We start from the raw sequence: 23465 nt of genomic DNA on the forward strand, positions 1-23465 counted from the left end.
ATTGCCTGTTAGGCTGGTTTAACAAATTTAAAATATTTTTATACTCAATGAAAATCAAAGAGCAAATTAGGAAGCTAGCCGCAAGCTGTACTTGAGTACGGCAAGGCAAAGCTGACGTGATTTGAAGAGATTTTCGAAGAGTATTAATCGCGGGTAAATCCAGTTGCACCCGTTCGAGCAATATTGCGAATACCGTATGGTCGAATGACTCGCAATAGAGCTTCACTCTTTTCAGCATTCCCTGTCATCTGAATGGTAATCGAGCTTGGCGCTACGTCTACCACCGTTGCACGGAAAGGTTGAATAATCGCTAGAATCTCAGCTCGCTTCTCAGCTGGCGCTGACATCTTAACCAAAATCACCTCGCGCTCCAAATGAGGCTTGTCTGTAATATCTCGAATGCGAATCACATCAATCTGACGATTGAGTTGCTTAATGATTTGCTCCACTTCATCATGTGAAGCTACATCAATAATAATGGTAATACGCGATACATTCGGATCTTCTGTTGCTCCAACAGAGATACTTTCGATATTAACCTGACGACGAGACAGAACACCAGTAAAGCGATTGAGGACTCCTGAACGATTTTGTAGTTTTGCTGTTAACATTCTACGCACGGAACTTCACCCCCAACATCTCATGATTACTCTTACCAGCTGGTACCATTGGTAACACCTGTTCCTTACGAGAAATATCTACCTCGATTAGCATAGGAACATCCTCAGTGATGACTTCAAGGTCTTGAGTCAAGGTCTCGGGATTGTCGAACTTATAGTTTTTAATACCGTAAGCTTGTGCCATCAGTTGGAAATCAGGAAGGGTATCAAAGACTGACTCTGATGTTCTACCTTCATAGAAGGATTCCTGCCACTGGCGAACCATTCCAAGTGAGTGATTGTTCAGCATGACCACCTTGATTGGCACCTTATAAATGTTCAAAATAGCCAATTCCTGGTTAGTCATTTGGAAACCGCCATCCCCAACAAACAAGACTACTTCCTTATCTGGGTTAGCAATTTTAGCTCCAATTGCTGCTGGAATTCCAAATCCCATCGTTCCCAAACCACCTGAAGTCACTAACTGACGTTCATTTTGGTAGGGATAATACTGGGCTGTCCACATTTGGTGTTGACCAACGTCTGTTACCACAATGGCATCACCATTCGTCAACTCACCGATGCGTTCAATAACAGCTTGCGGCTGAACCACACGCTCTTTCTTATCATAAGAACGAACGCGGTTCTTGTCTTTAGTAACTTTCTCAATCCATTTCTCAGTATTGTTATGAACTGTCGGTTCTGCTAGTAACATTTGCAAGGCTTTCTTAGCATCTCCAACTACAGGAATATCCGCACTGATAATCTTACCAATCTCAGCTGGGTCAATATCAATGTGAGCAACCTTAGCATTCTTAGCGAAAGTCTTAGGATTCCCCGTCAAGCGGTCATCGAAACGGCAACCAATACTAATCATAAAGTCCGCTTCCGTCATGGCAATATTAGCTGCGAATGACCCGTGCATGCCTCCCATTCCAAGGAAGAGTGGATGACTCGTTGCAATCGTTCCTTGTCCCAAAAGACTGGTTACCACTGGAATTTGATAGCGTTCTGCAAATTCATTTAATTCTGCAGCTGCTTCAGCATAACTAATTCCACCACCAGCTAGCAAGACTGGTTTTTTAGCCTTAGATAATTGCTTTAAGATTTTCTTGATTTGCATATCATTTGGCTCAAGAGTCGGCTGATAGCTTGGTAAATTAACTTCTGGTGAATAGATGAAGTCCGTTTCTAAAGCAGATACGTCTTTAGGTAGGTCAATTACGACTGGCCCTGGTCGACCTGTAGTTGCTATATGAACAGCTTCTGTAATGATACGAGGAATATCAGCTGTCTCACGAACTTGGTAATTGTACTTAGTGATTGGCATGGTAATTCCCACGATGTCTGCCTCCTGAAAGGCATCCTTCCCAATCCCTGCTCGCGCCACCTGACCTGTAAAGACCAAAAGGGGAACACTGTCGCTCATAGCATCCGCAATCCCTGTAATGGCATTTGTTGCTCCTGGTCCGCTAGTGACGACGGCAACACCCAACTTTCCAGTTGATTTGGCATAACCTTCAGCTTCATGCAAACAACCTTGCTCATGGCGTCCTAGAATATGGCGAATGCCTTTAAAATTATATATCGCATCATAAAAAGGCAAGACCGCACCACCAGGATAACCAAAGATGGTATCAATTCCTAAATCACGAAGTGTTTCCAAAACTAGATCCGACCCCGTCTTAGGAGATTCTAAACTGATTTTCTCCATTGTTCCCCTTTCTCTTCTCTTAAAAATAACTTGTTACTATCATACCATTTTTTCAAAATTTTTCAAGAGAAAAGAAGAAATTTTCTGAATTTTCTATTTTAACGTTTATTTATGAATGTTCTCCTTTTTTTATAAGTTTTTAAAAGGTAGTTTATATTTTTTTCAACTTATTTCTATTGATAATTATATATTTCTTCCGCAAATAACTTTAACTCATTTTTATATGAAATTTTTATGAGTGCATGTTTTCAGAATCTATAAAATTTATCGGAACTATACAAAAAAGGAAGCCACTAAGTGGCTTCCTTTAGAGTGAGGACTGATTAGTCTTCACCTTTGTTTTTCTTAATGATTTCTTCTTGTACTGACTTAGGTACATCTTCATAGTGGTCAAATACCATCATGAATGTACCACGTCCTTGAGATGCAGAACGAAGAACTGTTGCGTAACCGAACATTTCAGCGAGTGGAACGTAAGCACGAACGATTTGGCTGTTACCATGTGCTTCCATACCATCTACACGTCCACGACGAGCAGTTACGTGACCCATAACATCACCAAGGTTTTCTTCTGGAACAGTGATTGTTACAAGCATCATTGGCTCAAGGATAGCTGGTTGTGCTGATTTAGCAGCTTCTTTAAGAGCAAGTGAAGCCGCAATCTTGAAGGCAGTTTCAGATGAGTCGACATCGTGGTATGAACCATCGTAAAGCTTAGCTTTAACGTCAACCATTGGGTAACCTGCAAGAACACCGTTAGCCATAGATTCTACCAAACCTTTTTCAACCGCTGGGATAAATTCACGAGGAACTACACCACCGACGATTGCGTTTTCGAATTCGAATCCTTTACCTTCTTCGTTTGGAGTAAATTCAATCCATACATCACCGAATTGACCTTTACCACCAGACTGACGTTTGAAGAATCCACGTGCTTGAGTAGAAGCGCGGAATGTTTCACGGTAAGATACTTGAGGAGCACCTACATTTGCTTCAACTTTGAACTCACGACGCATACGGTCAACAAGGACGTCAAGGTGAAGCTCACCCATACCAGAGATAACTGTTTCACCAGTTTCAACGTTTGTTTCAACGCGGAATGTTGGATCTTCTTCAGCCAATTTTTGAAGGGCGATACCCATCTTGTCTTGGTCAGCTTTAGATTTAGGCTCAACCATCAATTGGATAACTGGTTCTGGAACGTTGATTGACTCAAGGATGATTTTAGCTTTTTCATCTGTCAATGAGTCACCAGTTGTAGTATCTTTCAAACCAACGGCAGCAGCGATATCACCTGAGTAAACAGTGTCAATTTCTTGACGGCTGTTAGCGTGCATTTGAAGGATACGTCCGATACGTTCACGTTTACCTTTAGAAGTGTTCAATACGTATGAACCTGATTGAAGAACACCTGAGTAAACACGGAAGAATGTCAAACGACCTACGAATGGGTCTGTCATGATCTTGAAGGCAAGAGCTGCAAATGGCTCTTCGTCAGATGCTGGGCGAGTTTCTTCAGCGTCTGTATCTGGGTTGATACCTTTGATTGCTGGGATATCAAGTGGGCTTGGAAGGTAGTCAATAACCGCATCAAGCATCAATTGAACACCTTTATTCTTGAAGGCTGAACCACACAATACTGGGAAGAATTCAACGTTGATAGTCGCTTTACGGATACCAGCTTTCAATTCTTCGTTAGTGATTTCTTCACCTTCGAGGTATTTCATCATCAATTCTTCGTCAGTTTCAGCAACTGCTTCGATCAATTTTTCACGGTATTCTTGAGCTTGGTCAAGGTATTCAGCTGGGATGTCTTCTTCAAGAATATCTGTACCAAGGTCGTTAGTATAGATTTCAGCTTTCATCTTGATCAAGTCGATGATACCACGGAAGTCATCTTCAGAACCGATTGGCAATTGGATTGGGTGTGCGTTTGCTTGAAGACGATCGTGAAGTGTGCTTACAGAGTAAAGGAAGTCAGCACCGATTTTGTCCATTTTGTTGGCAAATACGATACGTGGAACTCCATACTCAGTTGCTTGACGCCAAACTGTTTCAGTTTGAGGCTCAACACCTGATTGTGAGTCAAGAACGGTAACCGCACCATCCAATACACGAAGAGAACGTTGTACTTCGATTGTGAAGTCCACGTGTCCTGGTGTGTCGATGATGTTTACGCGGTGGTTGTTCCATTGAGCGGTTGTCGCAGCAGATGTGATAGTGATACCACGTTCTTGTTCTTGCTCCATCCAGTCCATTTGTGACGCACCTTCGTGAGTTTCACCGATTTTGTGGATTTTACCAGTGTAGTAAAGAATACGCTCAGTAGTTGTTGTTTTACCAGCATCGACGTGAGCCATGATACCGATATTACGAGTTTTTTCAAGTGAAAATTCGCGTGCCATGAGGTTTGTTTCTCCTATTTATTTTTGATTTCTATTCTATTATAACACGATTTTAATAAAAACGGATAGGCAGGACCTACCCGTTCTCAATGTTTTCATGCTATTGTTGGTTTCAACTTGTAGATTTACAAATTGAATTGAACTCGGGCTAAAGTTAATTAGCCGATTTGAGCTGGAACGGGATGCTGTGTGAAAAAGATAAACTTCCTTGTATTCATCGAATACTGCGTCAGTTTCCTATTTTCACCTTGCATCCTTACCGTTCCTAGCATCATGATCTAGTTGAGCTCAAGCTAAAAGTCTGGAGAAAAAGATGAATCTCATTGGTTGCAATCGCAACCTGCTTCGATTCCCTATTTTCTTTGGGACTTTCTTAACGCTTTCGCATCCTATATTACCAACGGAAGTGTGCGAATGCACGGTTAGCTTCAGCCATACGGTGAGTGTCTTCACGTTTCTTAACAGCTGCACCAGTGTTGTTAGCAGCATCCAAGATTTCTTTTGCAAGACGGTCTTGCATTGTGTGTTCACCACGAAGACGAGCGATTGTTACCAACCAACGAAGTCCAAGTGTTGTACGACGTTCTGGACGAACTTCAACTGGGACTTGGTAGTTAGAACCACCAACACGACGTGCACGTACTTCAAGTACAGGCATGATGTTTTCCATAGCTGTTTCAAATACTTCAAGTGCATCGTTTCCAGTAGCTTCTTTGATTTGCTCAAAGGCACCGTAAACGATTGAAGCAGCTGTACCACGTTTACCATCAAGCATAACGCGGTTGATAAGACGAGTAACTAGTTGTGAATTGTAAAGCGGATCTGGCAATACGTCACGTTTTGGAGCTCTATTTTTACGACTCATTTCTCTTTATCCCCTTTCCTTATGCTTTTGGACGTTTAGTACCGTATTTAGAACGGCCTTGTTTACGATCGTTAACACCTGCAGTATCAAGTGCACCACGGACGATATGGTAACGTACCCCTGGAAGGTCTTTTACACGTCCACCACGAAGAAGCACCACGCTGTGCTCTTGCAAGTTGTGTCCGATACCTGGGATATAGGCAGTAACTTCGATAAGGTTGCTCAAACGTACACGAGCGAATTTACGAAGGGCTGAGTTAGGTTTTTTAGGTGTCATTGTTCCAACACGAGTTGCAACACCACGTTTTTGTGGTGAAGAAACGTTTGTTTGAACTTTTTTATGACTGTTGTAACCAACGTTCAAAGCTGGTGATTTAGATTTTTCTACTTTTGATTTACGCGGTTTGCGAACCAATTGGTTAATTGTAGGCATCTACATTCTCCTGTGTTTTTTTATTTTTGGTGATGATACACTTGGTGACAGCTATCATCTGTGTGTACTTTTGCAACATTTGTCAGCACGTCCCTGTACACTCTTGAGAGACCAAAAGTAAAAAGTACCGTCTATTATTGTAACAAAATTTTCCATTGGTTGTCAAGATATTTTTCTTTTTTATTCTTAATTTTAGCTCTTTTGTAGTGCTCCCCAAAAAAGAAAAAGGAGGAATCCCACCCTCCTAAAGTTAGTATTGTTCCATTCAATTCCATCAATTTTAACACATAATGTTCAAAAAAATATTATATCATCACAACCAACCAGATTCTTTCGCAATATTAGCTGCCTCTGTTCGATTACCTGCATCTAGTTTCGAAAGAATATTGGTGACATAGTTTCGGACGGTTCCGTTTGATAAATAAAGTTGATCTGCGATTTCTTGGTTAGAGAAGCCCTGAGCGATTCCCTTTAAAACTGCGATTTCTTGCTCTGTTAATGGATTGGGATGCGTCATCACCACTTCCATCAATTCAGGCGAATACTCCTTACGTCCTTCGAGGACGGTGTGCAAGGTTTGCATGAGATCTGCAATGTTTCTTTCTTTTAATACATAAGCATCTACTCCAGCCTTAACCGCACGTTCAAAATACCCAGGGCGCTTGAAGGTCGTCACTACAACTACCTTTGTTTCAAGCTTTTCTGCTCGTATCCACTCCAAGACTTCAAGACCTGTCTTAACAGGCATTTCTACGTCAAGGATGGCGATATCTACAAGCTCCTTTTCTAATAGTTGGATTGCTTCTTGCCCATTCTTAACTTGAAGGACAGACTCCACATCCGGTTGAAGCGTGAGCAACTGGCACATGGCATCTCGCAACATACTTTGATCTTCTGCAACAAGTAGTTTCATCTTAATTTCTCTCCTTATAAGGTAGTCGAACCTGAACTTCTGTCGGTTGTTTCCAACTAATTACCTTTACTTCTCCCGAAAATGGAAGAACACGATCTCGAACTGTATGGAGGTCATCCCCCTTTATAAAAGTAAAGCCACAGCCATCATCTCTCACTGTTAGAATGAGTTCTTTCTCTGTCCGTTCTAATTTCAAGTAGACTTTAGACGCTTTAGCATGTTTGATGATATTGGTCACTAATTCAAGCAAAATCATGGAAGCCGTTGACTCCAATTCCTGAGTTAAGCTAGCTGTATCTAGTTGATTAGCTATTTCCACCTCAATTCCAGCAATTTCTAACATCTTTTTCACAGTCTCTAGTTCGGATGTCAAAGTTCTAGACTTAAGATTTTCCACAATGGTTCGCACTTCATTCATGGAATCCTTGCTGATCTGGTGGATTTCTTTTAATTCCTTCTCCACCTGTGGATAAGCCTCCATCTGAAACAACTGCAAGGCTAAATCTGTCTTGACACTGAGCATGGCAAAGGTGTGTCCCAAGCTATCATGCAAATCCTGACCGATACGACTGCGTTCATTTTCAGCAAGCAATAGATTTATCTGGGCATTTTGCTTAGCCTGACCTTCTTTCAAATCCTCAACAATACGAATCCGAACCAAGCCAAAAGTCATTAAATCGACAAAAGCAAGAATTACAAGTAGATAGAGTAGAAACTCAACTTCGATTCTCTGAAAAATCAACAGTTGGCCCACAACAAGGACTTGAGCAAGAAGAAAAGTCCAGACATGTAAAGACTTTAAACTACGTACACCAAAATGATAACTTAAGAGGTTAGAAAGGAAAAAGAAGAACCAGATATAATTAACAGCAACAAAGGCAGTATTCCCAACTACATAAGTCAGCATGAGACCCCAATATAGCCAAGATAGGCGCTGGATCTTAGTTGTTAAAACACCCAAATATGCCACTACAAATAGAATATCAATCAATAAATGCCAGACAGAAAGCCACCCAGTCACTACAGGTAGGATGGGGAAAATCATAAAAATTAAACTGGCCCAAAACATATAGTGTATGCTTTTCAGTCTTTCAAGCATTAAGAATTCTCCTTATGACCTTGAAGGTAAATGGTCAAACCAAACAAAACTGCTGAAAAAACAAGTAGATAAACTGTGGCTGATAAATTGATGCCACCCTCGTTTAAGAAGGTCTTGAGCAACTCCATCAACTGATAAGTTGGTAGACACTCCCCGATTGCTTGCATCCAGTCTGGAAATAAAGAGATGGGCATCCAGAGTCCGCCTAAAACAGCCAAGCCTAGATAGAGAAGATTGCCCACGACAGACATCAGCTGACTAGAAGGCAAGAGTGTCAAGGTCAATCCAAGCGCTACAAAAGCAATACTTCCCAAAATCAGCAAGAGCGCAGCCCCAATCCAGCTTCCTAAAGGCATATCCACACCTCTGACCAAGTGCCCAACTGAGAAAACAACCAGGATTGAGACCAGATAATCAACCATCATACTTGTTATCTTTGATAGATAATATTCTACCATATTTACCGGAGTATGGCGCAATGTTTTCTGCCAGTTGTTGATTTTATCTGTATGTAAAACAGCTGGGAATGAGAAGATAGCTGTCGACATCATGGAAAAGGCAGTCATAGAGATAAGGTAATCACGCATAAAATTCGCGGGTCCACCTGGTGTGTCCTGGTACATGCCTGAAAAGAATAAATAGAAGGCTGTCGGCATACCTACGGATAATAGATAATAGACTAATTGTCGTTTGGTCAATAGAAATTCTATCTTGTTTAGTGCGATCCATCGTTTCATCTTAGTCATCTCCCTTTTGTGTTTCTTCAAAGATTGTATCTAGCAAACTACGATTATTGACTTCGATTTCTTGTATCCTACATCCTGCTCGGACTAATAGTTCCCAGAAAGCATCTGCTTCGCGTGTGACTACTTGTAGAGCATCCTGTTTTTGTGACCAGTTTTCAACCAAGTTTGACTGTTCGACAACTTCCTTATATGCTAGAGGAAGGATAAAGTGCTTTTCAATCTCCTCACTACGCATAGCTAGAGGCGTTGTATCACGAATCAATTCACCCTTGTGTAGCACCAAGATTCGATCAGCCGTATGCTCCACCTCTTCGATATAGTGAGAAGAATAGACAATGGTCACACCATTTTTCTTTAACTGATCGACAATCTCCCAAAAACGTTGACGAGTTGATGTATCCATAGCCGATGTAGGCTCATCTAAAAAGACAAGCTTTGGTCGCCCAATTAAGGTCAAGATAAAAGAGAAAAGACGCTTCTGCCCACCTGACAATTTTTCTGCAAATTGTTCTTTTTGTTGCTGGTCAAACTGCAATAGTTGATCAATTTCCTGCTCGCTCAAGGGATTTGGATAGATACGTTGAAAGAAAGCAATCAACTCTTTGACCTTTAATTTCTGAACGATGACATTTTCTTGAGGGAGATAGGATCTTGTGTAGTCTAACTGAGAACTCGTCACTGACAAGCCTTGGATGGATACTTGACCGCTGGTGACCAGTTTATCTCCAAGCAGACAGTCCAAGAGTGTGGTCTTCCCAGCACCATTGGGTCCAATCAAGGAGACGCATTCACCTTCAGCTACCTCAAAGGAAATATCCTTCAAAATAGCTTTACCCTTGATATTTTTATTTAAGCTTTCTACCTTAATTATGTTCATGATATTCTCCTTTCAGCCACTTCTTTCCCATCGGAAAGGCGATAAAAATCATAAATCCTAATCCCCAGGCACCACGGATGAATTGGTGAAGGAAGGCTTGATCAAACCAACCTGTAAACATTTCTACCAACCATACCACTAGTGATAGTCCAATAAAAAGATAGAGAAACGCTTTTTTCATTTTTCAAACTCCTTTTTCACATCTGAGACCAATTTCAAGCCTTCTCGGATCAACCAAGACATCATGCCAAATCCTGCAAATAGTTCCCAAGGAAAATGATAGAAGTCTTCGTCCAATCCTGAGAACATGAGATAAGTCATGACTCCTGCTGCTACTAAACTCATTGCGACAATTACTTTATGTTTCATTTTTTTCTTCCTCCATTTAATACATCTAGTATAATTCTTTGAAGGTAGAATCACTAGAAGCTTCTGTCATGAGGAAATATGACAAATGTCATAAAAAAAGAAAGTTGTAAAATCAACTTTCTTTTTAATCTATTAAATTTTTATTCCACACTAAATAGGTATGGGTAAACAGGTTGTTGCCCTTGGTGAATCTCAACTTCAACGTCTTCGAATTCTTCTGCGATTTCTTGGGCAATTTCATTGGCAAGTTCTTCGCTTCCGTCTTCACCGACATAGAAGGTTACGATTTCACTATCTTCATCCAACATATGTTTCAAGGTTTCAGTTAAGGTTTGGTGCATGTCAGGGTTTGACACGAGAATTTTCCCATCAACCATACCAAGATTATCATTTTCATGGATTTCTAAGCCATCAATCGTTGTATCACGCACAGCTGTTGTGACGCTTCCACTAACAACATCGCTAAGAGCAGCAGTCATACGCTCTTGGTTTTCTTCGATGGATTTGCTTGGATCAAAGGCAAGAAGACTTGTCAAACCTTGAGGAAGAGTACGAGCTTCCACCACTACTGCTGGTTGCTCCAAAACTTCTGCTGCAGATTGAGCCGCCATAAAGATATTTTTGTTGTTTGGCAGGAAGATAATGTTACGAGCGTTGACCTGTTCAACAGCCTTGATAAAGTCTTCTGTTGAAGGGTTCATAGTTTGACCGCCCTCGATAACATAATCCACACCTTGAGAACGGAAGATATCTGCTAGACCTTTACCAGCCACTACAGCAATCAAAGCATACTCTTTTTCTTCAGCTGGTTTGCTAACTTGAGCAGCTTCTTTCTCAACCTGTGCTTCGTGTTGGTTACGCATATTGTCAACTTTTACCTTGACCAAGCTACCATATTTGAGACCTTCTTGCATAACAAGTCCTGGATCTTCTGTATGGACATGGACTTTGACAATTTCATCATCATTGACAACAAGGAGAGAATCCCCGAGTTCATTCAAGTAGTTACGGAATTCGTCGTAGTCAAAATCTTTGGCATAGGTTGGACCTTGCTTAAGAGCTACCATGATTTCAGTACAGTAACCAAAGGTGATGTCCTCAGTCGCTACGTGACCAGCTACAGACTTATGATGTTCAGCATTGATCATTTCACTCATGTTGGCCGGAGTCGCTACAAAGTCCTCAGATGCAATATATTCACCAGTAAGGGCTGAAAGGAAACCTTCATAGATGAAGACCAGTCCTTGACCACCTGAATCCACAACGCCAACTTCTTTCAATACTGGAAGCATGTCTGGTGTTTTAGCTAGAGCTGTTTTAGCACCTTCCAAGGCTGCGCGCATGACTTCAACAGCGTCATCTGTTTGCTCAGCTTTTTTCTTAGCACCGATAGCAGCTCCACGAGAAACTGTCAAAATCGTTCCTTCGACTGGTTTCATCACTGCCTTATAGGCAACTTCTACACCTGATTGGAATGCAAGGGCCAAGTCTTGACCTGTTAACTCGTCTTTATCCTTGATGGCTTGTGAAAATCCACGGAAAAGCTGAGACGTAATAACACCTGAGTTTCCACGCGCACCCATCAAAAGACCTTTGGCAAGAATGCTCGCTACCTCTCCAACTGTAGAAGCTGGCTTGTCTGCAACTTCTTTAGCTCCATTTTCAATGGTCATTCCCATGTTTGTTCCAGTATCTCCATCTGGAACTGGAAAGACGTTTAATGAATTGACATATTCAGCTTGCTTATTCAAGCGAGTTGATGCAGCCTGCACCATTTCTTGAAATAAGCTAGTAGTAATTTTTGACACGGTTATTCTCCTACAACTTTGATATTTTGAATGTAGACATTTACAGTCTGAGCAGTAATTCCAAGCTGGTTTTCCAAGCTAAAACGAACACGCTCTTGAATGTTTTTTGACACTTCGCTAATCTTTGTTCCGTAGCTCAACACGGTATATACATCAACTGCAATACTGCCATCTTCGGCCGCCTTTACGACGACACCTTTGGAATAATTTTCCTTACCTAGAAGGGCTTGGAAATTATCTTTGAGGGCATTTTTACTAGCCATACCGACCACACCAAAAATCTCAGTTGCTGCTCCACCTACGACGGTTGCAATCACTTCATCTGTTAGTTCGATTTGACCATCTTTTGTATTAATTTTTACAGTCATCCTTTTTACCTCAACTAGTTGATACTCTATTTTATCATATTTCAGCCCAAGTGTAAAAGCAGAATACTGTATCAGCGGATATTTACTCCGTTTTTCAAATGATTTTATATCTACAGTAAAAGAAAAAAGACCCTAAGGTCTCCTTACTTTTATTATTAAACGCGTTCAACTTTACCTGATTTCAAAGCACGAGCTGAAGCCCAAACTTTTTTAGGTTTACCATCGATAAGAACAGTAACTTTTTGAAGGTTTGGTTTTACGGCACGTTTTGTTTGGTTCATCGCGTGTGAACGGTTGTTTCCTGATACAGTCTTACGACCTGTAAAGTAACATACTTTAGCCATTGTGTTTTCCTCCTATTAGATCTAATATAGCGGATGTGCTAGCACCACATACCGTACTATGTTATCACACTTTCTTCATTTTTGCAAGGGAATTGGAAGATTTTTTTATTTGACGTAGACAACACCAAGTTTACCAAAAGCCACTTCCCCGCGAATAATCAAGGTTTTGCTTGTTGGCGCTACAGGAGCGTCTGCCTTGGCTGCACCAAAGGATGTTTCTACTTTCAAATCGACACGCCAGTGTTGTGGAACATAGACGGTTGCATTTCCGAAAGCCACTTCGATATTTAAAGTTGCAAAATCACCTAACATCTCTGCATTGTCATAGTAGATTTTTGCATTTCCAAAAGCAACTTCTACTTGGTCTTCTACAAGATCTTGATCTTGTTTATAGAAAGTCCCACTTCCAAAAGCAACTTCCTTATCTGTTAGAATGGTCTTTTCCCCATCATACCACCATTTTTTCCCGTTCCAAAACTTACTTGAGTGAGTGAGATAGCCAACACCTAGCACTGCTAAGATACTAGCCCAAAATAGAGACTGATTTGGGATAGGCAAAATGTTATAAAAATGATTTGCAATCATTAAGGCTACTAGAGCTGTAAAAACTGCTGATGTCAGGTGACGACGAAGCAAAGCCTCAACTGATTGGTAGGCAAAAAATCCAATACCAATCAAAGGCCAAATGTGCCCTCCCAGAGAAGGGATTCCAAAATTTCCTTGTAATAATATTAAAGCCGCCAATACTAGCAACACAATACCAAATGCTTTCTTTTTCATCTTCTTACCTCATGTTTCTTAGATTTTCTTTTAGGAGGGATTGGTAATGTCGTGAGACATGAACCTCCTTGTGGGTCTGATAAAAGGAAATGGTGCCCGTTCCTGAAAAGGACTTGTCCACCGAATAGACTTGCCGAATATTAGCAATAGTTGACTTGGATACCCGACTGAAATAGCGAGGAAGGATAGCTTCTAACTCATAGAGTTTAAGCCGAACCTCGTAGGCATCTTTCTGGGTATGGGCATAAATCTTGTTCCCTTCTGTCTCAAAGAAGAGAATTTCCGACAAGTCCAGATAATATTCACCCGTCCCCTTGTAAAAAATCAACCTAGGAGACTTGGACTCTTGCAAGAGCCGCTGCAAATCCGCAATCTCATCTGTCAAGGTCGCCGCCTTGATGATAATTTCAGTTTCTTCTAAATTGCTGTCAATTTCGATTCGTAACTTCATTCCATCTCCTTTCTGACTCTACTATATCAAAGCTAAAATAAGAAAACAAGAGCAAAAAAGCAAGTGGTTACTTTAGCCCCGTAAGTGGTTCTAGGACCACCTTAACTTACAGGTCAAAATAAAAAGAAAATCACACCCCACACAAGTCCGCAAGCATAACCAACCACTACATCCTTGGGAAAATGCACTCCACCTAAGACTCTCACTAGACCGAGGAGGGCTGACAAGACCAACAAGATAACCCCTACAGATAAACTAGCATGTAAGCAAGTCATGGAGATAATGGTTGCTGAAAAGACATGACGACTGGGCATAGACTGACCAGGTCTATCTCTGTCAAGCAAGGGTTTAATATCCCATTCCTCATAAGGCCTAGGGGCATTGATTTTCTTACGGAGAAGGGACAAAATCATAAAACCTGACGCAGGGACAAACAAGTAGATACAGACCTGTTTCCCAAGTCCTTCTTGGAAATAGGTGGCAGCTAACAAGGTTAAATAAACTATAGGCATAACTACTGTCATGAAGCGATTGAAAGTTCTTAACAATCTCAGAAGAAAGGGCTTATTTTCAATGTTAACAGCAATGTGGTCATACCATTCTTGATAATTTTTCATATATTTTCTCATCACTTACTCAAATTTTGCTTACAGGGAAGCACTTTTCTTCTAGTATAGTGCAGAAAAAGAAGGCCGTCAAGCCTTCTTTGGGTTTATTCTTCTGCTTCATCTTCTGTAAATTGACTGTTATAAAGGTCAGCGTAGAATCCTCCTTGTGCCATCAGCTCATCATGATTGCCTTGCTCGATGATATTGCCATCTTTCATGACAAGAATCAGATCAGCATTTCGGATAGTAGACAAGCGGTGGGCTATGACAAAGGAAGTTCTTCCCTCCATCAATTGGTCCATAGCTTTCTGGATCAACTCCTCTGTACGGGTATCAACCGAAGAGGTCGCCTCATCTAGAATTAGGAGCGGCGCATCTTTCAGCAAAGCACGAGCAATGGTCAAGAGTTGTTTTTGCCCGACAGACAAGGTCACTGTGTCGTCCAAGACGGTATCGTAACCATCTGGTAAAGTCATGATAAAGTGGTGAATCCCTACAGCCTTGCTGGCTTCAATCACGCGCTCATCACTAATACCCTCTTGGTTATAGATAAGATTGTCGCGAATGGTTCCTTCAAAGAGCCAAGTATCCTGCAAGACCATTGAAAAGGCATCGTGTACTTCCGAACGTTTCATCTCTTTGGTATCCACACCATCGATACAGATACTTCCCTTATCAATCTCATAGAACTTCATCAAAAGATTGACAATGGTTGTCTTACCAGCTCCGGTCGGACCGACAATGGCAACCTTTTGACCTGCATGAGCAGTCGCAGAAAAGTCATGGATAATGGTTCGCTCTGGTGTATAGCCAAAGGAAACTCGATCAAAGACCACTTGACCTTTCATGTCGCTCAATTGTCTTTCTTTATGGGATTCATCTTCCATTTCCTCTTCACCTAAGAATTCGAAGACACGTCCCATAGCTGCGCTAGCCTGCTGCAAACTGGTAATCCCTTGAGCGATTTGCGAAAGGGGCTGAGAAAAGATACGAACGTAGGCCATAAAAGCAACGATAATCCCAATACTAATCTGCCCATTCAAGGCCAAGGCTGCACCGACAATAATCACTAAGGCATAGCTAAAGTTCCCAATAAACATCATAATCGGCATCATAATTCCTGAAATAAACTGAGATTTCCAGATACTGTCATACAGACGATGGTTTAAGGTCGCAAATTCTTCTTTGGTGCTCTCGATAGCATTGTAACTGGTCACCACATTATGACCAGAGTACATTTCCTCCACATAGCCATTGACAGCTGCCAAATCCTGTTGCTGACTCTTAAAGAAGCCTTGCGATTTGCCCATAAAGACGGACACGAAAGCAAAACCGATAAGAGTTGAAACAACCGTCACCAAGGCTAAAATCCAGTTCATCCCAAACATGGTCACCAAGACTGCCACGACCAGTAAAGTGGATGAAAGAACTGTTCCCAGACTTTGATTGAGAGACTGGGCTGCAGTATCAACATCATTGGTCACACGAGACAAGGTATCTCCTTGAGAATGTCCATCAAAATACCCTAATGGAAGACGATTGATTTTCTCTGCAATCGCTCTTCTCAAACGCTCTGAAAAACGTTGGATGGCTGTTGTAAACAGAAAGGCCTGCAAATAATTTGATAGAAGTCCAATCACATAGATAACGGCCAAAAAACCACCAATAGCTGCAACCGCAGCGACATCCACACTAGTTTCTAGACCACTTGCAATAATATTGGTCATTTCCTTGATACGAGTTGGACCATATACAGTAATGATATTGGATAAGATTGTTGCTAGAAAGGCAATCAGAAGGGCAAACTGGAGACCTGCAAGATAGGGTTTACTCTGTTTCCAGAGCGACACTTTTTTATTTTCCATGTTCCAATTCCTCCTTCGATAGTTGTGAATAGGCAATTTCTTGGTAAACTTCGTTATTAGCTAGAAGTTCCTTGTGAGTGCCTTGCCCCACGACTTTACCTTGATCCAAGACCAAAATCAAATCTGCATCCATAATCGTTGAAATACGCTGTGCGACAATGAGCTTGGTCATAGACTTGGTTTTCTCTGCTAGCTCTTGGCGTAGGACACGATCTGTCTTGTAATCCAAGGCTGAGAAGGAGTCATCAAAGATGAGGATTTCTGGCTTCCGAGCCAAGGCACGCGCAATTGCCAGACGCTGTCTTTGGCCACCTGAGAAGTTGGTTCCTCCTTGGGCCACTTCTGACGCCAATCCCGCTTCCTTGTCTTCTATAAAGTTCTTAGACTGGGCCAATTCTAGAGCCTGCCACATAGCCTGCTCACTAAGTGGTGTTTCTTGACTGTGTCCAAAGTCTAGATTACCCTTGACATCACCTGAAAAGAGAACCGCTTTCTGAGGAATATAACCAACCTTGTTGCGCAAATCTTTCAAGTCATAGTCTTGAACATTGACACCATCTACCAGAATTTCTCCTGCTGACACGTCGTAGAAACGTGGAATCAGATTGACCAGAGTTGATTTACCAGAACCTGTTGACCCAATAAAGGCCACTGTTTGACCTGCTTCTGCTTTAAAGCTAACATGATCAATAACCGCTTCCGAATTTGCCGCATAGCGGAAGGTTACATCCTTAAATTCGACCTGGCCTTTGAGGTTTTCATAAGCCTGCTGCACTTGAGCAGGATTTTGGATAGAGGAATGCAAATCTAAAACCTGATTAATCCGCTTAGCAGAGACCATGGTTCGGGGAAGAACGATGAAGAGCGCCCCCATGAGAAGGAAGCCCATGACAACCTGCATGGCATAAGACATGAAAACAACCATGTCACTAAAGAGAGGCAGACGCGCTGTCGCAGCAGCATCGTTGATTACATAAGCCCCAATCCAGTAAATCGCCACACTTAAACCACTTGAAATCCCCATCATGATGGGATTTAAAATAGCCATGAGACGATTGACAAACAAATTCAAGCGTGTCAATTCATCATTTGCTGTAGCAAATTTTTCATTTTGGTAATCCTCTGCATTGTAGGCACGGACAACACGAATACCTGTTAAACTTTCACGAGTAATACTGTTCAGTTTATCAGTCAGACTTTGAATCAAGGACTGTTTTGGAAAGGCTAGCGTCATCAAAACTGTCGTCATCAAAACGTTGACAATCACTGCCACAAGTACGGCCCAGAGCCAGTATTCCGAATGACCTAAAATCTTCCCGATAGCCCAGATAGCCATAATCGGACCACGCGTAACCACTTGCAAGCCCATGGTAATCAACATCTGAACCTGAGTAATGTCATTGGTGGTACGAGTTAGGAGACTGGGAATAGAGAATTTCTTAATCTCTGTCTGCGAGTAATCCAAAACTCGGTTAAAAATATCACTTCTCAGCCTACTAGTATAAGAAGCGGCCACTCTGGACGCAAAAAATCCAACTGCAACTGCGGATAAGAAGGCTAGAAAGGACATTCCCACCATCATGCTTGCCGGCTGCCATAACTCATCCAAGTTGGTAGCCTGAGTTCCCAGTAAATCCGTGATTTTAGAGATATAGGTCGGCACTTCCAACTCCAGATAGACCGAAAAGCAGGTAAAGAGAATGGCTAGTAAAATCATCCCCCATTCTTTTCTACTAATTCGTTTTGCTAATTTCTTCATTATCTCCTCCTATTCTCTTGATATTTTCCTGTAATTGAATGAGGACTTTCTCAAAAATCAGTAATTCGCCTTCATCTACGTCTGCCAACAACTGCTTGTCTATGCGTTTAAAAAAGGCCTTAAATTCTTGCATTTGAGAACGCGATTTTTCCGTCAGACGAACAAACTTAGCCCGCTTATCGCTAGAACTCGCCTCCAATTCTACCAGACCATTTTGCACCATACGCTTGACCAAGTTACTAGCAACAGACTTGCTAATATTGAGTTCCTTCTCAATATCTTTAATCAAGACCAAGTCTTGGTTTTCCTCACGGATATCCAAAAAACGTACAACCTGACCTTGCGGTCCACCCATAAATTCAATACCACAACGTTTGGCTTCCCTTTGTACCATCAGATGAATCTGATGACTAAAACGCTTAAAGACCAACATCGGTTTATCCATAATTGCTCCTTTCTAACCCTTGTATTTAGTTCTCCTAGGAACTAAATAAGTTTTCATGAGAACTATTTTATCACTTTGAAAAGAGATGTCAAGAAAAAGTTTCCTAGAGAACTATTTTCTTGATTAAAAAAAATCCCAAGTGAGCTTATCACTTAGGATCCTGTTCTCTAGGTTAAATTAGAACCCGTCTACGTTCGTATAAATCTTTTGTACGTCTTCGTCGTCTTCAAGAACGCTGTAAAGTTTTTCAAAGGTTTCAAGGTCATCACCTGACAATTCCACTTCTGACTGAGGAATCATTTCCAATTCAGTCACTTGGAATTCTTCGATACCTGACTCACGAAGGGCAACAATAGCCTTATGAAGGTCAGTTGGAGCTGTGTAAACTGTGATTGTACCTTCTTCTGCTTCTACATCATCCACATCCACATCTGCTTCTAGCAATTGTTCAAAGACTGCATCGGCATCTTCACCTGCAAATACGATAACTCCCTTGTTGTCAAAGAGGTATGAAACCGAACCTGAAGCACCCATGTTTCCGCCATTTTTACCAAAAGCTGCACGGACATTGGCCGCTGTACGGTTAACATTTGAAGTCAAAGTATCAACAATCAGCATAGAACCATTTGGTCCAAAACCTTCGTAACGTCCTTCTGTAAAGGTTTCGTCTGTGTTCCCTTTTGCTTTATCAATCGCTTTATCAATAACGTGTTTTGGCACTTGCGCTTGTTTAGCACGGTCGATAACGAATTTCAAGGCTGAGTTTGATTCTGGATCTGGATCACCTTTTTTAGCTGCTACATAGATTTCTACACCAAATTTTGCATATACTTTAGAGTTAGCTCCATCTTTAGCCGTTTTCTTGGCTACGATATTGGCCCATTTACGTCCCATTAGGAATCTCCTTTTTTCACATTTTAATCTTTCTTATTATAACACAAGTTTTTTCGATTTTCACTAGAGGAAATGGATTTTATTCAGTAAATCCAACTAGGATTGCACTTTGGTTACCAAGATTGCCTTGCCTTCTTTTATCAAGGGGTGACGAAACAGTGAGAAATACAGTTGAATGGTCATAGCAACCCAGATAAGGGGTTCGCAAAGAATAACTCCCTTATAGCCTGCCCAAGGAATAATCAAAACCACAAAAGCGATTTTCCCGATTAGTTCTATAAAGCTAGAAACTAGAGGAAGGATCTTTTGCCCCAAACCCTGCAAACAATTGCGATAAATCAATAAGAGACTCAAAATAGGATAAAAGGCTGAACTGATTTGCAGATAGAGACTTCCATTTTCTATCAAGTAATCATCTGTCGAACTAGCCAAGAAGGAAACCAATGCTGGACTGGCAAAAAAGAGGAAGATACAAACAAAAACTGCCCAGGATATACTTAAACGACTGCCGATTCGAAGACCTTGAACAATGCGGTCTGGGCGCTTAGCACCTAAATTCTGAGAAGCAAAGGTCGTCATCGAAGTGGAAATAGCGGTCATAGGAAGAAGGGCGAAGGCCATAATGCGTCGAGCCGCCGTCTGGGCACTAATAATCACTGCACCAAAGGTATTAACAGAAGACTGTAAAATCACACTGCCGATGGACACAATTGAACTCATCAAGCCCATAGCTAAACCTTGCTCCAAGAGATCCGCGTACAAGGCCTTATCCCATTTGAAATGCTTGAGTTGCGGGAGCAGTTCTGGAACGCTCTTGCGGATATAGTAAAAGCAAAGAACCGCTGATAAGCCCTGCGAAATGATGGTAGCAAGTCCCGCGGATTGAACTCCAAGATGCAATTGCGTAATGAAATACAAATCCAAAACCACATTGACCAAGGCAGAAAAAATCAAAAATCCAAGGGCGGCTAGACTGTCTCCAATAGACCGCAACAAACCTGCAAAGAGATTATAAGCGAAGCTAACACCGACACAGGTTACAATCATAGATATATATTGATAAGATTGAGGAAGGATTTCTGCGGGAGTATCTAAGTATTGCAAGAGAGGATACAAGCCAAGAAAGCCCAGCAACATAACTACAATACTCAAAAGTGCACCTAAAATCCAGGTGGCTGCTACTGCCTCCTTGATTTTAGTAAAATTTCGAGCTCCATAATAGCGGGCAATGACAATCCCCATGCCATTGCCAACACCAAGAGTAAAACCTACAATCAGGTCAAAAATCGCTGTCGTCGCTCCTACTGCAGCCAAGGATTCTTGACCAAGAAAACGCCCAACAATTAAGACATCAGCAGTATTATAGAGCTGTTGAAAAATATTAGATAGCAAGATTGGGAAGGCGAAGCTTAAGAGCGAGGGAAGAATAGGACCATGAATCAGGTCCACTGTTCGTTTTTTATTCATAAGGCTATTATATCAGCTTTCTAGAGGAGCGACAAGAAACAGCAAACTATAGGCAATCTGAAATATTGAACAAAGAATCGAAAAAGCAGTGGATTTCTCCACTACTTTGACAGCTTATTCTTCAATTTCGATTTCAAGCTCATCGCCTAGGTCAAGTGTAACTTCTTCATTCACAGAATCTGCTTGAACTGCTTCATCTTTTTTAGTTTCAACACCTTCTACAGAAGCTTCTTCTCCATCAATCAAACCAAATTGAACACGGACTTGATGGTCAATCTCATCAAAGACTTCTGGGTTATCTGCCAAGTATTTCTTAGCATTTTCAGAACCTTGCCCGATTTTCTCATCCTTGTAAGAGTACCAAGCTCCTGCTTTTTTGATGATATCCAAATCGCTTGCGATCTTCAAGAGTTCACCAGTCTTAGAAATACCTTCTCCGTACATGATTTCAACGAAGGCTTCCTTAAATGGTGGAGCCACCTTGTTTTTCACGACCTTGATCTTAGTTTCTTTACCGACATTGGTGTCTTTTTGATCACCAGTTCCTTTGATTTGTGTGCTTCCACGAACATCCAAACGGACTGATGCGTAGAATTTCAGAGCACGTCCACCAGGAGTTGTTTCTGGATTTCCAAACATGACCCCAACTTTTTCACGTAATTGGTTGATAAAGATGGCAATTGTTTTGGTTTTATTGATAGAAGCACCAAGTTTACGCATAGCCTGGCTCATCATACGAGCCTGCAAACCAACGTGGCTATCTCCGATATCTCCATCAATTTCCGCACGAGGTACAAGGGCAGCAACTGAGTCGACTACGACAAGATCCACGGCTCCTGAGTCAATCAATTTTCCTGCAATCTCAAGACCTTGCTCTCCTGAGTCTGGTTGTGACAAGAGCAATTCGTCAATATTGACCCCAAGAGCCGCAGCATAAGCTGGATCAAGGGCATGCTCCGCATCGATAAAGGCTGCAATCCCACCTTCTTTTTGCGCTTGCGCAACTGCATGAAGGGCAACCGTTGTCTTACCAGATGACTCTGGCCCATAGATTTCAATGATACGTCCCTTAGGATAACCACCTGAACCAAGGGCAATATCAAGAGCCAAGGAACCTGAGCTCATCACTTGCACTTTTTGCTCTGCACGTTCACCCAAACGCATGATTGAACCTTTACCAAAGTCTTTCTCAATCAATTTAAGAGCATCATTCAAGGCTTTTTCACGTTCTGCCCCGAATTTTTTTGAAATTTCATCTAATTTTTTTGGTTTTTTCGCCATTCTATTCTCCTACATTCTAATGGTCCTCAGACCTATCTACTATTATATCAAAAGTTAGTCACTTAATAAAGCCTTGCGAACTAGGTTAAAGGCATGCATAACCGCAATGTGCCGTACATCTGCTCGACTTCTTCCTGCAATATTAGCCTTAATAACCTCGGTTCCTTTTTTATAGGCTAAACCAATAAAGACTGTTCCAGCTGGATGACCTTCTAAACTATCTGGTCCAGCAACACCTGTCAAGCTCACTCCGTAGTCAGACTGTGTCTTGAACCGTGCTTGCTCCGCCATCTTCTGAGCTATAAATGCTGACACCACACCGTGCTCTTCCAAATCCTTGACAGGAATATCCAACATCTTTGATTTTTCCTCCAAGCTATAGGTCACGAAACCACCCTTAAATATACTTGAAGCACCCGAAAAATCAGCTACAGTAGCTTGGAAAAGACCTGCCGTCAAACTCTCTGCAGCCGTGATGGTTTTCCCTTGCTTTTTCAGTTCTTCTACCACAATACTAGCTAAACTAGTTTCTTCCCCATAACCATAACAAAGATCTCGTAAAGAAATTCCTTCGAAAGTCTGGTGGTCCAAGATTTGATTTTCCAAGATATCCAGCGTTTGATTCGCCTCTTCTTGGCTGCTAGCTTTTGTTGACAGACGCAGAGTGACTTCTCCTGTCTTGGCATAAGGTGCCAAGGTAGGATCGGTCTGATTATCAATTAAATCAGCCAAAATCGTAACCAGCTGACTTTCGCCAATTCCAAAGAAACGAAGAACTCGGGAATACAGTTTGCTCCCTGTCATCAACTTAGGTAGAAGTTGGTTTAAGACCATGGGTTTCAATTCACTCGGTGGTCCTGGAAGGACGACATAGGTCACTCCATCGACTTCCAATATCCCCCCCACAGCCAATCCTGTTTCGTTTGGTAGTGGAGTCGTTCCTTCTACAAGTTGAGCTTGTCTTTCGTTATTCGGTGTTCGGGCATAGTCTGGTCGCTGGGCAAAAAAGACATCTAACTTCTCCTGAGCCTGAGAATCAAAGACTAATTCTTTCCCTAAAAATTTAGCTAGGGTTTGTTTGGTCAAATCATCCTCAGTCGGCCCCAAACCACCTGTTAAAATCACCAGACTACTACGTTGACTGGCAATCTCAAGCAGGGATAAGAGACGAACTTCATTGTCTCCTACAGCTGTCTGAAAATATACATCTACCCCAATCTCTGCTAGTTTTTCCGACAAAAACTGGGCATTGGTATTAACAATCTGTCCTGTCAAAATCTCTGTTCCAACAGCAATGATTTCTGCTTTCATGTTTCCTCCTACCTATCTATTCGTATTTTTTTGAAAAAATCGCAGGAAATTTCCCACGATTTCA

Annotated in this window: 24 protein-coding genes; all 24 read right to left on the minus strand. The window is 41.6% G+C overall.

All coding sequences use genetic code 11. The annotated features are described in order from the left end of the window. Positions 1–143 precede the first annotated feature (143 nt). The 24 genes from ilvN to O3616_RS00595 all read right to left on the minus strand — a co-directional run bounded on the left by ilvN (position 144) and on the right by O3616_RS00595 (position 23401). Positions 144–620, minus strand: a complete 477-nt coding sequence (gene ilvN, locus O3616_RS00480) for an acetolactate synthase small subunit (protein WP_001253803.1) — start codon at positions 618–620, stop codon at positions 144–146. Further along, complete coding sequence (locus O3616_RS00485; protein ID WP_371637801.1) at positions 613–2313, minus strand: acetolactate synthase large subunit; 1701 nt, start codon at positions 2311–2313, stop codon at positions 613–615. Before O3616_RS00485 ends, ilvN begins: the two co-directional genes overlap by 8 nt. A gap of 323 nt (positions 2314–2636) precedes the next feature. Next, positions 2637–4718 carry an elongation factor G gene (fusA, locus tag O3616_RS00490; RefSeq protein WP_000090345.1) on the minus strand — a complete coding sequence of 694 codons (2082 nt, stop codon included), beginning with the start codon at positions 4716–4718 and terminating at the stop codon, positions 2637–2639. Between the two features lie 394 nt (positions 4719–5112). Further along, positions 5113–5583 carry a 30S ribosomal protein S7 gene (gene rpsG / locus O3616_RS00495; protein ID WP_000087873.1) on the minus strand — a complete coding sequence of 157 codons (471 nt, stop codon included), beginning with the start codon at positions 5581–5583 and terminating at the stop codon, positions 5113–5115. A gap of 19 nt (positions 5584–5602) precedes the next feature. Next, a complete protein-coding gene (gene rpsL / locus O3616_RS00500) occupies positions 5603–6016 on the minus strand; it encodes a 30S ribosomal protein S12 (protein ID WP_001142332.1) in 414 nt (137 codons plus the stop codon). Positions 6017–6329: 313 nt separating this feature from the next. Beyond that, positions 6330–6929 (minus strand): response regulator transcription factor, encoded by a 600-nt coding sequence (locus O3616_RS00505; RefSeq protein WP_371637802.1) that lies wholly within the window; start codon positions 6927–6929, stop codon positions 6330–6332. 1 nt (position 6930) lies between these two features. Beyond that, positions 6931–8028 carry a sensor histidine kinase gene (locus O3616_RS00510; protein WP_371637804.1) on the minus strand — a complete coding sequence of 366 codons (1098 nt, stop codon included), beginning with the start codon at positions 8026–8028 and terminating at the stop codon, positions 6931–6933. Further along, complete coding sequence (locus tag O3616_RS00515) at positions 8028–8765, minus strand: ABC transporter permease (protein WP_371637805.1); 738 nt, start codon at positions 8763–8765, stop codon at positions 8028–8030. The genes O3616_RS00510 and O3616_RS00515 overlap by 1 nt, the downstream gene beginning before the upstream one ends. 1 nt (position 8766) lies before the next feature. Continuing rightward, entirely contained in the window at positions 8767–9651 is an 885-nt protein-coding gene (locus O3616_RS00520; protein ID WP_371637807.1) for an ABC transporter ATP-binding protein, read from the minus strand. Then, positions 9638–9832, minus strand: coding sequence for a hypothetical protein (locus O3616_RS00525; protein WP_124787574.1), 195 nt, complete (start codon positions 9830–9832; stop codon positions 9638–9640). Before O3616_RS00525 ends, O3616_RS00520 begins: the two co-directional genes overlap by 14 nt. Further along, a complete protein-coding gene (locus O3616_RS00530; RefSeq protein WP_012972435.1) occupies positions 9829–10020 on the minus strand; it encodes a hypothetical protein in 192 nt (63 codons plus the stop codon). Before O3616_RS00530 ends, O3616_RS00525 begins: the two co-directional genes overlap by 4 nt. A gap of 140 nt (positions 10021–10160) precedes the next feature. After that, entirely contained in the window at positions 10161–11828 is a 1668-nt protein-coding gene (locus O3616_RS00535) for a DAK2 domain-containing protein (RefSeq protein ID WP_000036655.1), read from the minus strand. Between the two features lie 2 nt (positions 11829–11830). Further along, entirely contained in the window at positions 11831–12196 is a 366-nt protein-coding gene (locus O3616_RS00540) for an Asp23/Gls24 family envelope stress response protein (protein ID WP_000216437.1), read from the minus strand. Positions 12197–12351: 155 nt separating this feature from the next. After that, positions 12352–12540, minus strand: a complete 189-nt coding sequence (rpmB, locus tag O3616_RS00545) for a 50S ribosomal protein L28 (protein WP_001140948.1) — start codon at positions 12538–12540, stop codon at positions 12352–12354. Positions 12541–12645: 105 nt separating this feature from the next. Continuing rightward, entirely contained in the window at positions 12646–13320 is a 675-nt protein-coding gene (locus O3616_RS00550) for a membrane protein (RefSeq protein ID WP_033682352.1), read from the minus strand. A gap of 4 nt (positions 13321–13324) precedes the next feature. Then, on the minus strand, positions 13325–13771 hold the full coding sequence (locus O3616_RS00555) for a LytTR family DNA-binding domain-containing protein (protein ID WP_371637808.1): 447 nt from the start codon (positions 13769–13771) through the stop codon (positions 13325–13327). Between the two features lie 113 nt (positions 13772–13884). After that, on the minus strand, positions 13885–14388 hold the full coding sequence (locus tag O3616_RS00560; RefSeq protein WP_371637810.1) for a phosphatase PAP2 family protein: 504 nt from the start codon (positions 14386–14388) through the stop codon (positions 13885–13887). Between the two features lie 95 nt (positions 14389–14483). Further along, complete coding sequence (locus O3616_RS00565; protein ID WP_371637811.1) at positions 14484–16244, minus strand: ABC transporter ATP-binding protein; 1761 nt, start codon at positions 16242–16244, stop codon at positions 14484–14486. Next, on the minus strand, positions 16234–18003 hold the full coding sequence (locus tag O3616_RS00570) for an ABC transporter ATP-binding protein (protein ID WP_371637813.1): 1770 nt from the start codon (positions 18001–18003) through the stop codon (positions 16234–16236). Before O3616_RS00570 ends, O3616_RS00565 begins: the two co-directional genes overlap by 11 nt. After that, positions 17978–18448, minus strand: coding sequence for a MarR family winged helix-turn-helix transcriptional regulator (locus O3616_RS00575; RefSeq protein ID WP_371637814.1), 471 nt, complete (start codon positions 18446–18448; stop codon positions 17978–17980). Before O3616_RS00575 ends, O3616_RS00570 begins: the two co-directional genes overlap by 26 nt. A 177-nt stretch (positions 18449–18625) precedes the next feature. Continuing rightward, positions 18626–19342, minus strand: a complete 717-nt coding sequence (locus tag O3616_RS00580; RefSeq protein WP_000532877.1) for a YebC/PmpR family DNA-binding transcriptional regulator — start codon at positions 19340–19342, stop codon at positions 18626–18628. Positions 19343–19438: 96 nt separating this feature from the next. Next, the gene (locus tag O3616_RS00585; protein ID WP_371637816.1) at positions 19439–20809 is read right to left on the minus strand and encodes an MATE family efflux transporter; all 1371 of its coding nucleotides are present in this window, start codon (positions 20807–20809) and stop codon (positions 19439–19441) included. A gap of 114 nt (positions 20810–20923) precedes the next feature. After that, positions 20924–22090: a recombinase RecA gene (recA, locus tag O3616_RS00590; RefSeq protein ID WP_060627462.1), complete on the minus strand. Its 1167-nt coding sequence runs from the start codon at positions 22088–22090 to the stop codon at positions 20924–20926. 54 nt (positions 22091–22144) lie between these two features. Then, positions 22145–23401, minus strand: coding sequence for a competence/damage-inducible protein A (locus O3616_RS00595; protein ID WP_371637817.1), 1257 nt, complete (start codon positions 23399–23401; stop codon positions 22145–22147). Positions 23402–23465 lie beyond the last annotated feature (64 nt).

The organism is Streptococcus sp. 27098_8_86 (assembly GCF_041432595.1).
GTDB classification, from domain to species: domain Bacteria; phylum Bacillota; class Bacilli; order Lactobacillales; family Streptococcaceae; genus Streptococcus; species Streptococcus pneumoniae_F.